This is a genomic window from Lysobacter sp. MMG2 (assembly GCF_016735495.2).
Taxonomy (GTDB): domain Bacteria; phylum Pseudomonadota; class Gammaproteobacteria; order Xanthomonadales; family Xanthomonadaceae; genus Lysobacter_J.
In genome coordinates this window covers 1,283,675-1,297,138 of record NZ_JAERQY020000001.1, presented here as the reverse complement: position 1 = coordinate 1,297,138, position 13,464 = coordinate 1,283,675, and the positions used below count along the sequence as shown (strand labels likewise).

Annotated in this window: 11 protein-coding genes; 10 read left to right on the top strand and 1 reads right to left on the bottom strand. The window is 65.3% G+C overall.

Features of this window, described 5'->3' with window-relative positions; genetic code table 11:
• Positions 1-55 precede the first annotated feature (55 nt).
• From JI752_RS05845 to JI752_RS05835, 3 genes are all read left to right on the top strand, one after another.
• Positions 56-274 (top strand): YdcH family protein, encoded by a 219-nt coding sequence (locus JI752_RS05845; protein WP_216960532.1) that lies wholly within the window; start codon positions 56-58, stop codon positions 272-274.
• A gap of 246 nt (positions 275-520) precedes the next feature.
• Complete coding sequence (locus JI752_RS05840) at positions 521-1,897, top strand: pyridoxal-phosphate dependent enzyme (RefSeq protein WP_216960530.1); 1,377 nt, start codon at positions 521-523, stop codon at positions 1,895-1,897.
• Entirely contained in the window at positions 1,897-2,841 is a 945-nt protein-coding gene (locus tag JI752_RS05835) for a 2OG-Fe(II) oxygenase (protein WP_216960527.1), read from the top strand. The genes JI752_RS05840 and JI752_RS05835 overlap by 1 nt, the downstream gene beginning before the upstream one ends.
• On the opposite strand, the gene JI752_RS05830 is transcribed toward JI752_RS05835, so the two are convergent.
• The gene (locus JI752_RS05830) at positions 2,842-3,855 is read right to left on the bottom strand and encodes a hypothetical protein (RefSeq protein WP_216960524.1); all 1,014 of its coding nucleotides are present in this window, start codon (positions 3,853-3,855) and stop codon (positions 2,842-2,844) included.
• A gap of 52 nt (positions 3,856-3,907) precedes the next feature.
• On the opposite strand from JI752_RS05830, the gene JI752_RS05825 reads away from it, so the two are divergent.
• From JI752_RS05825 to JI752_RS05795, 7 genes are read left to right on the top strand one after another with little or no spacing between them, the layout of a single operon-like run.
• The gene (locus tag JI752_RS05825; RefSeq protein WP_216960522.1) at positions 3,908-5,098 is read left to right on the top strand and encodes a cystathionine gamma-synthase; all 1,191 of its coding nucleotides are present in this window, start codon (positions 3,908-3,910) and stop codon (positions 5,096-5,098) included.
• A 36-nt stretch (positions 5,099-5,134) separates the two neighbouring features.
• On the top strand, positions 5,135-5,926 hold the full coding sequence (locus JI752_RS05820; protein ID WP_254200198.1) for an ABC transporter permease: 792 nt from the start codon (positions 5,135-5,137) through the stop codon (positions 5,924-5,926).
• Positions 5,923-7,179, top strand: a complete 1,257-nt coding sequence (locus tag JI752_RS05815) for an ABC transporter ATP-binding protein (RefSeq protein WP_216960519.1) — start codon at positions 5,923-5,925, stop codon at positions 7,177-7,179. Before JI752_RS05820 ends, JI752_RS05815 begins: the two co-directional genes overlap by 4 nt.
• A 46-nt stretch (positions 7,180-7,225) precedes the next feature.
• Positions 7,226-8,557, top strand: a complete 1,332-nt coding sequence (locus JI752_RS05810; RefSeq protein WP_216960516.1) for an FkbM family methyltransferase — start codon at positions 7,226-7,228, stop codon at positions 8,555-8,557.
• The gene (locus tag JI752_RS05805) at positions 8,557-11,493 is read left to right on the top strand and encodes a glycosyltransferase (RefSeq protein WP_216960513.1); all 2,937 of its coding nucleotides are present in this window, start codon (positions 8,557-8,559) and stop codon (positions 11,491-11,493) included. Before JI752_RS05810 ends, JI752_RS05805 begins: the two co-directional genes overlap by 1 nt.
• Positions 11,494-11,540: 47 nt before the next feature.
• Positions 11,541-12,572, top strand: coding sequence for a GDP-mannose 4,6-dehydratase (gene gmd / locus JI752_RS05800; protein ID WP_216960510.1), 1,032 nt, complete (start codon positions 11,541-11,543; stop codon positions 12,570-12,572).
• Positions 12,556-13,452 carry an NAD-dependent epimerase/dehydratase family protein gene (locus JI752_RS05795; RefSeq protein WP_216960508.1) on the top strand — a complete coding sequence of 299 codons (897 nt, stop codon included), beginning with the start codon at positions 12,556-12,558 and terminating at the stop codon, positions 13,450-13,452. The genes gmd and JI752_RS05795 overlap by 17 nt, the downstream gene beginning before the upstream one ends.
• The last annotated feature ends 12 nt before the right edge of the window (positions 13,453-13,464 follow it).

Here is a 13,464-nt window from a genome sequence, read left to right as displayed (position 1 = left end):
TGCACGGGCTCGGACCCTGCGTCCGGGCTTCCCTACCCGCTGAAGGAGGCATTACATGTTCGAAGAACGACCGCAGCCAGAGATCGACGCGCTGATGAAGTCCAACCCGGAGTTCAAGCAGCTCTACCAGCGCCACAAGGATCTCGACAAGAAGGTGATGGACGCCGAACTGGGCGTGCTCCCCATCGACGACATCACGCTGGCGCAGATGAAGCGCGAAAAGCTGGCTGCGAAGGACCGCCTGGTCCGCATGTACGATCTGCAACACCACTGACGCCCACCCACTTCCTCGCCGCGGGCGGCGACTTCCTCGTCGGTCTCTCCGCCCGCGTCTCCCGGAACCGGGGCGGCTGCCTCCAGCAGCCGCCCCGGTGCGAAGGATCCCGCCTGACTCCGCACGGCGCCCACCCATGGGCGCCTGCCCCCGCACGTCTGCCGGCGCCGCGCAAGCACGACCGCGTCATGGGCTGATGCCTGCGGCCTATTCCCGCCATTCGCCCGGGGCTCTTAAACTGCCCCGATGAGCATCCATCAATCCGTACTCGAACTGATCGGCGACACGCCGGTCATCAAGGCGCAGCGCCTGGACACCGGCGTGTGCGAGCTTTACCTCAAGCTCGAATCGCAGAACCCCGGCGGCTCCATCAAGGACCGCATCGGCCTGTCGATGATCGAAGCCGCGGAAAAGGCCGGAAAGATCCGCCCCGGCGACACGCTCGTGGAAGGCACGGCAGGCAACACCGGCATCGGCCTGGCGCTGGTCGCGCAGCAGAAAGGCTACAAGCTGATCCTGGTCGTGCCCGACAAGATGAGCCGCGAGAAGATCTTCAACCTCAAGGCGATGGGTGCGCAGGTCGTGCTCACGCGCTCGGACGTGGCCAAGGGCCATCCGGACTACTACCAGGACCTCGCCGAGCGACTGGCGCGCGAAACGCCCGGTGCGTACTTCATCAACCAGTTCGGCAACCCGGACAATCCGGCCGCACACGAATTCGGCACCGGCCCGGAAATCCTCGCGCAGATGGCCGACGCCGGCGGCGTCGACGCGATCGTGTTCGGTTGCGGCAGCTCGGGCACCATGACCGGCCTGTCGCGCTGCTTCGCCGAGAAGTCGCCGCACACCGAGTTGATCCTCGCCGATCCGGTCGGTTCGATCCTGGAGGAGTACATCAACCGCGGCACGCTGTCGGACAAGTCGGCCAGCTGGATGGTCGAGGGCATCGGCGAGGATTTCCTGCCGCCGATCTCCGACTTCACCCGCGTGAAGAAGGCCTATGCGATCAGCGACAAGGAAAGCTTCCTCACCGCGCGTGAGCTGCTGGAGAAGGAAGGCATCCTCGGCGGTTCGTCCACCGGCACGCTGCTCGCCGCGGCGCTGAAGTACTGCCGTGAGCAGACGACGCCGAAGAAGGTGCTCGTCTTCGTCTGCGACACGGGCAACAAGTACCTGTCGAAGATGTACAACGACTTCTGGATGCTCGACAACGGCTTCCTCGCGCGCCAGCCCACCGGCGACCTGCGCGACCTGATCCTGCGCCCGTTCTCGCAGCGCGACACGGTGGTGGTCGGTCCGAACGATCTTCTGGTCACCGCCTACCAGCGCATGAAGCTCTACGACGTCTCGCAGCTCCCGGTGATGGACGGCGACGTCATCGTCGGCATCGTCGATGAAAGCGACGTGCTCCTGCATGTGTACGGCGACGAAGCGCGCTTCCGTGATCCGGTGTCGACCGCGATGGTGAGCAAGCTCGACAAGATCGATGTGCGTTCGCCGATCGAGTCGCTGCTGCCGGTGTTCGATCGCGGGCACGTGGCGATCGTGGTGGATGGCGAGAAGTTCATCGGCCTGATCACGCGCATCGACCTGCTCAACTACCTGCGCAGGCGCGTGCAGTAATGAACGCCGCGGCGTCCGCGCACTGGCTGCCGGGCGATCGCCTCCCCGACGTGCGCCTGCGCGCCGCCGACGGTTCCGGTCGAACGCTGCACGCCGAATTCGCGGGCGCACCGCTGTGGCTGGCGACGCCCGTCGACGCGCAGGCCGCCGCGCATCTTCCGTCGCCTCCCGCGGGCGTGACGGCGCTGTGTGTCGGTGCGGAAGTGACGGAGGGTGCGCCCGCCGGTTGGCACGCGTTTTCCGCCGATGCCCGCTGGTGCGCGGGAGTCGGCGCGGGCCTGCTCTGGCAGGCCGATGCGAACCTGCGGCTGCTGGCGTCGCATCCGTTGCCGCTCCACGCGCCGCCGCAGATCGCGAGCGTAGTCGCGCCGCTGCCGGGCGAGCGCACGCTCGCCATCGCGCCGGTCCTGCAGATTCCCGGCGTGTTCGAACCGGAGCTGTGCGCGGCATTGATCCGCCACCTGGAAGTGGACTGCGGCGGCGGTGACGTTTCGGCGGTGCTGGTGCTGCAGGACGGCCAACAGCGCTTGCAGGTCGATCCGGACATCAAGCAACGCCGCGAAGTGAATCCGCGCGACCCCCAGCTGGAGGCGCGCATGCACGAGCGCCTGCTGCGCCGCGCGCTGCCGGAGATCGCGCGCGCGTTCAACTTCGAAGTGCGCCGGCGCGATCCGTTCAAGCTGCTGGCGTATCCGGAAGACGCGGGTTACTTCCGCGCGCATCGCGACAACGAAACGCCCGACGTGGCCTATCGCCGCTTCGCCCTGTCAGTGAACCTCAACCAGGGCGAGTACGTCGGCGGCGAATTCCGCTATCCGGAGTTCGGCCCGCACCTGTTTTCCCCACCCACCGGCGCGGCGCTGGTGTTCTCGTGTTCTTTGCTGCACGAAGTGCGGCCGGTCGAGCGCGGCACGCGTTACGCGATGACGACGTTCCTGGCCTGATCAGCCGCGCGGTTGCAGTCGTGCGGCGAGGTCGGCGTGTCCGCTTTCGGCGAGCGCGGCCTGCGCCCACGCCAGGCCATCGCCGATGCCATCGGCATGTTTCTGTGCGGAAACGGCGAGTTCGCGACGTCGCGCGCTGGCGTCGAAATGCGCGCCGCCGTCCTTCGAATACCGGCTGAGCAGCTCCGACGATTTGATGCGCTGCGTCCAGTCCGCCGGCACCTGCAGACCGTAGTGGGCCGCCAGTCGAGCGACGGTCGGCGCCGGATCGAGCAGCACGTCGGCGAAATCCAGGTCGATCAGGCGGCCCGACAGCTCGGGCTCGGCGGCCAGTTGCCGCCAGCGCAGCTGCTCGACCAGCCAGGCACGGGCCAGGCGGGCGCCATCGCTCTCCGCCGCCGGCAGATCCGGTTGTCCGGCCAGGCGCAGGGGCTCGGTCGAAAGCACACCTTCGATCAACTGCGCGTCGCGGAGCATGGTCGCCAGCCAGGTCCGCAGGTCCACCCACAGCAGGCATGCGCGGCCGGTGGTGGGCAGCAGGCGATCGGCGAGGGTCGTGACCACGCTGGTGGGTTTGACGATCACCGCGGTGCTGTCGGCGAAGCCGCGCGCCAGCGACGCCAGCACAGGCGCTTCCCAGGCGGTGACCACCGGATCCTCGCGGCCGTGGGCGAGGGTGAGCAGGGGCAGGGGTTCGCGCAAGCCGAGCACGCCGGGCACCAGGTCCAGCAGTCGGCTCACCAGCGAGGAGCCGCAGTGGCCGATGTGGAACAGCCAGTGCACGTCGCGCAGGGGCGCGGTCCGGGCCAGCGCGGCTTCCAGTTCGGCCCGGTCGACGGTCCAGCCGGAGACGTCCCTGCGGCCCAGCGAGCGCCGGTCGAGGAAGCTCGCCCGGCGGTAGTCATCTGCTTCGAAATGAAGCACCCAGCCCCGGTTTTCGGCCGGATCGAACGCGAACAGCGGATAAGCTGCACTGCGGCTGAAATCCGAGGGCAAACGCCTGGGAGGGCTCATGTGCGGTGCTAGAATCGTCGGCCGCCCATGCTAGCGGAATTGGAAGGACGTAATGACTGAACGACATGCCGAAGGCGGGGCGAAGAAGCCCGGTCTAGGTACCCTCGCGATTCACGCTGGACAGTCCCCGGACCCGACCACGGGCGCGGTGATGACCCCGATCTACGCCACCTCGACGTATGCCCAGAGCAGCCCGGGCGTGCATCAGGGTTTCGAGTACTCGCGCAGTCACAACCCCACCCGTTTCGCGTACGAGCGCTGCGTCGCCGGCCTGGAAGGCGGCACCCGCGGCTTCGCGTTCGCCTCCGGTCTGGCGGCGACGTCGACGATCCTGGAACTGCTGGATTCCGGCAGCCACGTCATCGCGATGGACGACGTATACGGCGGCACCTACCGGTTGTTCGAGCGCGTCCGCCGCCGCTCCGCCGGCCTGGACTTCAGCTGGGTCGACCTGAGCGACGCAGCCGCGTTCGAAGCGGCGATCCGCCCTGAAACGAAGATGGTCTGGATCGAAACGCCGACCAATCCGCTGCTGAAGCTGGTGGACATCGCGCAGATCGCCGCGATCGCCCGCAAGCGCGGCCTGATCGTCGTGGTCGACAACACCTTCTGTTCGCCGATCCTGCAGCGCCCGCTGGAACTGGGCGCGCACATCGTCATGCACTCGGCGACCAAGTACCTCAACGGCCACTCCGACATCGTCGGCGGCATGGCGGTGGTGGGCGACGACGCCGAGATCGCCGATCGCATGACCTTCCTGCAGAACGCCATCGGCGGCGTGCAGGGCCCGTTCGACAGCTTCCTCGCCCTGCGCGGCCTGAAGACGCTGCACCTGCGCATGAAGGCGCACTGCGAGAACGCGCAGGCCCTGGCGGAATGGCTGCAGACGCATCCGGCGATCGAGAAGGCGATCTATCCGGGCCTGGCCGCGCACCCGCAGCACGAACTGGCCAAGCGTCAGATGCACGGTTTCGGTGGCATGGTGAGCATCTACGTCAAGGGCGGCGAAGCCGCTGCACGCCGCATGATGGAGCGCTGCGAGCTGTTCGCCGTGGCCGAATCCCTGGGCGGCGTTGAAAGCCTGATCAACCATCCCGCGATCATGACGCACGCCTCCGTCCCGGCCGAACGCCGCGCGGCGCTGGGCATCACCGACAATCTGGTGCGTTTGAGTGTGGGCGTGGAGGATGAGATCGATCTGCGTAACGACATCGACCGGGCGCTGGACACAAGCGCGCGATGAACCAGCCTGCTGCTTCGCAATTCGCGGGTAAGTGACATGGACATGCTGCTCGCCGCATGGCGCTATCGCTTCTTTGTCCTGTCCTCCATCCGTAACGACCTGCGCTCGCGTTTCATCCGCAGCAAGCTGGGTGGGCTGTGGATGGTCATCCACCCGCTCGCGCAGGTGCTGATCTTTGCGACGATCCTTTCCGAAGTGCTCGCCGCCAAGCTTCCCGGCATCGATAACAAGTACGCCTACGCGCTGTACCTGATGGCGGGCATGCTTTGCTGGACGCTCTTCACGGAGACGGTCACGCGTTGCCTTTCGCTGTTCATCGACAGCGGCAACCTGATGAAGAAGATGGCGTTTCCGCGCATCTGCCTTCCGCTCATCGCGGCGGGCACCATGCTCGTCACCAATGTATTGCTGCTGGCGGCGATCCTGCTGGTGTTCGCCGTGCTCGGCCACTTCCCGGGCTACCACATCGTGTGGCTGCCCCTGCTGATCCTGATCACGCTCGCCCTTTCGATGGGGCTCGGACTGATCCTTGGCGTGATGAACGTGTTCATGCGCGACATCGGGCAGGTGGTGCCTGTAGTGCTGCAGGCGTTGTTCTGGCTGACGCCCATCGTCTACGTGACGAATATCATGCCGCAGAAGTTCCAGTTCTGGTTCAAGCTCAACCCGCTGTATCCGCTGGTGGCCAGCTACCAGAACGTGCTGGTTTTCGGCACCGCTCCGCTGTGGAGGGAGCTGCTGTGGCTTTGCGTGGGGATCATCGCGTTGCTTGTCGTCTCGCTGGTCGTGTTCCGTCGCGCCAGCCCTGAAATCGTGGACGCGCTATGAGCGGTGTGCTTGAAGCCCGGGGCCTGGGCAAGGCCTATCGCCGCTGGCGCAGCGAGTGGCTGCGCGCAGCTTCGTGGTTCGGCGCTCCGGTCCGGCCTGCCGAGGAGCATTGGGTCCTGCGCGGCATCGACTTCGCGGTGGAAGCCGGACAGACGGTCGGCATCGTCGGCCAGAACGGAGCGGGGAAGAGCACGCTGCTCAAGCTCATCACCGGCACGACCCGACCGACCGAGGGAAGTGTTGCCACCGGCGGTCGCATCGCCGCGATCCTCGAACTTGGCATGGGATTCAACCCGGACCTCACCGGCCGCGAGAACGCCTTCCATTCGGCCGGCCTGATGGGATACAGCCGGGCGCAGATCGCCGAAGCCATGCCGGACATCGAAGCCTTCGCCGAGATCGGCGAGTACTTCGACGAGCCCGTGCGCACCTATTCCAGCGGCATGCAGATGCGCGTGGCATTCAGCGTGGCCACGGCCTTCAAGCCGGACCTGCTGATCGTCGACGAAGCCTTGTCTGTCGGCGACAGCTACTTCCAGCACAAGAGCTTCGATCGCATCCGTTCCTATCGCGACCAGGGCGTTTCGATCCTGCTGGTGACCCACAGCATGGGCGACGTGCGCACCTTGTGCGACCGGGTGATCCTGCTCGACAAGGGACGGGTCGTGAAGGACGGTGCGCCCGACGAGGTGGTCGATTTCTACAACGCGATGATCGCCGAGAAGGAAAACGAAGCCGGCTCCATCGAACAGGTTCGCCACGAGGCGGGCTGGCTGCAGACCCGCAGCGGAACCGGCGAGGCGCGCATCGTCGATCTGCGCCTGTTCGATGCGGACACCGGCAGCGAGGTGTCGATGGCGACGGTCGGCCAGCGCCTGAACTTGCGCCTGCGCGCGGAGATCCACGGCGATGTCCCGCAGCTCGTCCTGGGGTACATGCTCCGCGACCGGCAGGGGCACGTGGTGTGGGGCACCAACACCTGGCACACCGGACAGGTGCGCTCTGGACTCAAGGCGGGCGACACGGTGGAGTTCGCGATGAACTTCACCTGCACGCTGGGTCCGGGCTCCTACTCCGTCTCGCCGGCGCTGGTGAGCACGGACACCCACCTGGTGAACAACTACGAGTGGGTCGACAACCTGCTCGTTTTCGACGTGATGAACGTTTCGTCGCCGACGTTCATCGGCAGCAACTGGCTAGATGCACGCTTCGACATCGGCGGCGCCGGGTCGAGCGCGAACTCGCGCGAATGAGGCCGGACTTTTCCGCCCCCGCGCCCACGACTTCCACATCTCATCCATGACCCGACTGATTTCCTACGCTCAGAACTTCGAAGACGTCATGCTCTGGCGGGCCCTCGGCCATGTCGAGCACGGCTCCTACATCGACATCGGCGCGCAGAGCCCCGACGAGGACTCGGTCAGCCGCATGTTCTACGAACAGGGCTGGCGGGGAATCCATGTGGACGCGGCCACCACGTACGCGCAGCAGCTGCGCGCTGCACGTCCGGACGAAGTGGTCATCCATGCGGCCGTCTCCAACACGCCGGGCACGCTCTCGTTCTACGAGATGCCCAAGACCGGTCTGAGCACGCTGGATCCAACACTGGCCGAGCGCCACTCCAGCAAGTTCGAAGTCATCGAAACCGTCGTGCCCTCCATTACGCTCGACGAAGTGCTCGCGCGTGCCCCCGGTGACGTGCACTGGTTGAAGGTGGATGTCGAGGGCGCCGAGACCTCGGTGCTGCGCAGCTGGCGCGAATCGCCCGTGCGGCCCTGGGTCGTCGTCGTGGAGAGCACGCTGCCGATGACGAAGGTGGAAAACCACCACGAGTGGGATCCCATCCTTGTCGAGAAGGGGTACGAGTTCGTCTACTTCGACGGCCTCAACCGCTTCTACGTTTCCTCCGAGCACCCCGAACTCGTCGCGGCATTCGCAGTGCCGCCGAACGTGTTCGATGGCGTGTCGTTGAGCGGCACGGCGACGTCCGCCTTTGGCGCGCGGTGGCGCGAGCAATGGGCCGAGCAGGAGCGCAAGTGGAGCAACGAGCTGGCCGCTTCCGAGTCGAACGTGGCGGGTCTTCGGCGTGACCTTGAAAACGTCGAAAGCGCGCGCAACCGGCTCGATGAACTGCTCAAGGAACAGCTTGCCCAGGGACAGTGGCTTGCGCGGGAGTGGAAGCAGTCACACGAAACCATCGCCAACCTGCGCGAGCAGGCGCATCGTTGGGAACTGGAAGCGCAGCAGGGTCAACATCAGGTGGCCCTGATGGCGAGCAGCTTGTCGTGGCGAGTGACGTGGCCGATCCGTTTCACTGGACGCGTGTTGCGCATGCTGTTTCGCTCGCCAGCCAAATTCGTGGGCGCGGCGAAAAGAGGGGTGAAGCGGGGCGCAAGCCCGTTCTTCGTCGCCGTCGCCGGCCCGATCAACCGTCGACCGGCACTGAGGGGTTTTATCGTGGGACTCGTCCCGAGCGCGGACGCGCGCCTCAGGGCCTGGGAGCAAACCGCGCGGATGCAGACGCTCGTCGCGGCCAGCAGCGAGCCGGTGAAGGCCGATGAAGTCCTCTCCGTCCGCGGTCAGCAGTTCTTGCATGCCTTGCGTGAGGCTTCGAGAAAGGGAGCGGCGTGATGAGGGTCGTGATCGATTTGCAGGGTGCGCAGAGTGTCAGCCGGTTCCGCGGGATCGGACGTTACTCGCTGTCACTCGCCCAGGCGATGGCCGGGCAGGCAGGCGATCACGAGATCCTCATCGCTCTCAACGGCGCGCTGGCCGACAGCATCGAGCCGCTCCGCGAAGCATTCAGCGGCCTGCTGCCATCGGATGCGATCCGCGTGTGGCACCCTTCTGGCGGCCACCTCTCGCCCGCGCGTCGCGTGGCCGATGAGATCCTCCGGGAGTGTTTCCTGACGGGGCTCAAGCCCGACTTCGTGCATGTCACCAGCCTTTTCGAAGGCATGAGCGACGCAGCCGTCACCAGCATCGGCCGATTCTCCGGGCGAACCCCGGTGGCCCCCACGCTGTACGACCTGATTCCGTACATCCATCGCGAGAAGTACCTGTCGGACCCGGCGTCTGCGACCTGGTACCTGTCCAAGATCGACCAGCTCAAGCGTGCCAACCTGCTGCTGGCGATTTCCGAATCCGCGCGGCAGGAGGCGGTGGAGTACCTGGAGTTTCCGTCCGACGCCGTGGTCAACATTTCCTCTGCCGCCGATGACCGGTTCCGCCGCATCGAGGTGAGCGCGGAAGCGGAGCTGGCACTTCGCAGCAAGCTTGGCTTGGTGCGTCCCTTCGTGATGTACACCGGCGGGATCGATTACCGGAAGAACATCGAGGGGCTCATTCGTGCCTTCGCGGCCCTCCCGCCCGATGTCCGCCGCGCGCACCAGTTGGCTGTCGTGTGCTCCGTGACGGACGACAGCCGGCAGACGCTGCATGCAATCGCACGCTCGGCAGGGCTGGAGGAATCCGAACTCGTCCTGACAGGCTTCGTGTCCGACGACGAACTCGTTGCGCTCTACAACCTCAGCAAGGCGTTCGTGTTTCCCTCCATCCATGAGGGATTCGGCCTGCCGGTGCTTGAGGCGATGCATTGCGGCACGCCCGTGATCGCGGCGGATGCATCGAGCCTTCCCGAAGTAGTGGGACGGCGCGATGCGCTTTTCAATCCGCGCTCCGACCAGGCGATGACGGCCAAGATGTTCGAGGTGCTGACGAACGAAGCATTCCGCGCCGATCTCGTCGGCCATGGGTACGAACAGGCGCAGCGATTCTCCTGGCAGGAAAGCGCGCGTCGCGCCCTTGGGGCGTTCGAAGAATCCGCTCGGCGCATCGCTGCGTCGGAACAGGCATCGGTTGCCGTTCCCGCACGGCGTCCACGCATGGCACTCCTTACCCCGCTGCCGCCAGAGCGGAGCGGGATCGCGAACTACAGCGCGGAACTCATGCCCGAGCTGTCGCGCTTCTACGAGATCGACGTCATCGTGGCGCAGGACGGGTTCGTCGCGCCCCAGGTCAGCGCGTGCGCAGAGGTGCGCAGCGTGGAATGGTTCGTTGAGCACCACGGGGACTACGAGCGGATCGTCTACCAGGTCGGCAATTCGCAGTTCCATGCGCACATGTTCGATCTAATGGAGACGTACCCGGGCGTGGTCGTGCTGCATGATTTCTTCCTCAGCGGCATTCGCGCGCATCTGGCGGCGATCGCGGGATCACCAGCGATCTGGATGCGGCAGCTTTACCAATCCCACGGTTACCCCGCGCTGGTCGACAATGCGTCGTCGGTCGACATCAGCGACATGGTTTACAAGTACCCATGCAACTTCGACGTGCTCACGGGCAACGTCGGCATGATTGTGCATTCACGCTATGCCAAGCGCCTTGCCGATACCTGGTATGGGCCGGGAACCAGTGAGCAATGGGCAGAGATCCCGCTCCTGCGGGATCCACCGGCGAAGATCGACAGAGAGCAGGCACGCGCGCTATTGGGTATCGATCGCGACGACTTCGTTGTGTGCAGCTTCGGTCACGTCGCTGCCACGAAACTGAGCGCGCGCATCCTCGACGCATGGGCCGCATCTGCCCTGAGCCGTCAGGCGAAGTCGCAGTTGTTGTTCGTCGGCGAGAACGCCACGGGCGAGTACGGTGTGCGCCTGCAACATGCGATCGACGAGCGGCGCCTCGGCGGGCAGGTACGCATCACCGGCTGGGCTGATACTGAGATGTACCAGGCCTACCTGGCTGCGGCTGACGTTGCGGTCCAGTTGCGCACGCTTTCGCGTGGCGAAACTTCCGCGGCAGTGTACGACTGCATGAATTACGGGCTGGCGACCATCGTCAATGCCAACGGTTCGATGGCGGACCTGCCTCGTGAGGCCGTCGTCGTAATCGATGACGAATTCGCGGATGCCGATCTTGTCAGCGCGTTGGAGCGTCTGTGGGGTGAGGAGGCATTGCGCAAGGATCTTGGACGCAATGGCGCCAGGATCATCGCGGACATCCATGCTCCCAGGGCATGCGCCGAGCTGTATCACCAGCGCATTGAGGAATTCTACGACAGGCAACTCGATGGCGAGCTTGCGATGGTCAGGCAGATCGGCGCTCACGTTGATCGGGCGAGCGAACCTGACCTGATCGCAATCGCAGAGGCCGCGGCCAACACGTTCCCTGCGCGTCAGCCTGCGCGGCAATGGATCATCGACGTAAGCGGTGCGCCGCACGAAGGCAGCGCTGGCTGGGCCGAGTTCGCGCAATGGGCGCGTGAGGCTCTTGCCGATCCTCGTCCCGGTTGGCGTACCGAGCTGGTGAATGTTCGACAGGAAGAACGGCGCTACCGCTACGCTCGCGAACTGGCCACGTCGTTGCTTGGTCTTCCCGTCGATTCGCTCCGGGACGACGTCCTCGAGGTCCAAAGGGGCGACGTGATCGTGTGCTGGCTCGGCGAAGCTGAACGCGGCGCCTGGCAGCACGAGGCGCTCGCCCGTCTGCGCGATCGCGGCGTCCTGCTCCAAGAGAAGGTTGGCGCGCGGGCTTGCCCAGGTATCGTCGTCGCGGACGAAGTATGATGCCGCGCTTGGTTTTTGGAAGATTTACTTAACTAACGGGAATGGCCATGAAGGCAATCATCACGGGGATCACCGGTCAGGACGGTGCCTATCTCGCACAACTGCTGCTGGAGAAGGGGTACACCGTCTACGGCACGTATCGGCGAACCAGCTCCGTCAACTTCTGGCGCATCGACGAGTTGGGCGTCAGCGGGCATCCCAATCTCCATCTGGTCGAGTACGACCTGACCGACCTGGGTTCCAGCATCGCGCTGGTGCAGCGCGTGCAGCCGGACGAGATCTACAACCTCGCCGCGCAGAGCTTCGTCGGGGTCAGCTTCGACCAGCCCGGTACGACCGCGCAGATCACGGGCGTCGGCGCGCTGCACCTGCTTGAGGCGATCCGTCTGGTTAATCCGAAGATCCGCTTCTATCAGGCCTCGACTTCCGAAATGTTCGGAAAGGTGCAGGCCGTACCCCAGCGCGAGGACACGCCGTTCTACCCGCGCAGCCCGTACGGCGTGGCCAAGCTCTACGCGCACTGGATCACGGTGAACTACCGCGAGAGCTACGACATCTTCGGCACCAGCGGCATTCTCTTCAATCACGAGAGTCCGCTGCGTGGTCGCGAGTTCGTTACCCGCAAGATCACCGACTCGGTGGCCAAGATCAAGCTCGGCATGCTCGACTGCCTTGAGCTGGGGAACCTCGACGCCAAGCGCGACTGGGGCTTCGCGAAGGAGTACGTCGAAGGGATGTGGCGGATGCTGCAGGTGGACGAGCCGGACACCTTCGTGCTGGCGACCAATCGCACCGAGACCGTCCGCGACTTCGTGCGCATGGCGTTCAAGGGAGCGGGAATCGATGTCGAGTTCCGTGGCCGGGACCAGGATGAAACGGCGCTCGATACGGCGACCGGCAAGGTCGTCATGCGCATCAACCCGAAGTTCCATCGACCGGCCGAAGTGGACCTGCTGATCGGCGATCCGTCCAAGGCCAAGGAGAAGCTGGGTTGGGAGCCGCGCACCTCGCTTGAGGAACTGTGCGAAATGATGGTCCGTGCCGACCTGGCTAGGAACGAGCGTGGCTTCTCCTTCTGATCGGGCTCCCATCGCGCTGCTGACGGGCGCCGAGGGCTTCACGGGGCGTTACGTCCGTGCTTCGCTCGAGCGCGCCGGTTACCGCGTCGCGGCCTGGTCGCACGGCGGCGGCGAAGGGGAAGCCGTAAACCTCCTGGATCGGGATGCGACGCTTTCGGCTGCGGCGCAGGCCCGGCCGGACGTCGTGGTCCACCTCGCGGCGATCTCATTCGTCGCACACGGCGACGCGGACGAGATCTACCGCGTCAACGTCGTGGGCACCCGCAACCTGCTGGAAGGGCTGGCCGCCAGCGAGCACAAGCCGCGTCGTGTGCTGCTCGCCAGCAGCGCGAACGTCTATGGCAACGCCGAAGGCAGCGTCGATGAGCAGGTCGCCCCTGCGCCGCAGAACGACTATGCGGTGAGCAAGCTGGCGATGGAGTTCATGGCGAACTTGTGGCGTTCGCAACTGCCGATCACGATCACCCGGCCGTTCAACTACACCGGTGTCGGCCAGTCGGACAAGTTCCTCATCCCGAAGATCGTCTCGCATTTCAAGCGCAAGGCCGATCACATCGAACTGGGGAACCTGGACGTCTCCAGGGACTTCTACGACGTGAGAGGCGTGGCCGAGATCTACACGCGCCTGACGGAAAGCGCGACGGCGGACGACGTCTTCAACGTCTGTTCCGGGCAGGAGTATTCATTGCGCGAGGTCATCGCGTTGATGGAGTCGATCAGCGGTCATCGCATGGACGTGAGGGTCAACCCCGCGTTCGTCCGCGCGAACGAGGTCAAGCGCTTGCGGGGCGACGCCGGGCGACTTGCACGCGCGATCGGGCCGCTGCCGCAGATTCCGTTGCGGGATACGCTCGAGTGGATGTATCGAAACGAAGCCTGAACTGGCAATGGG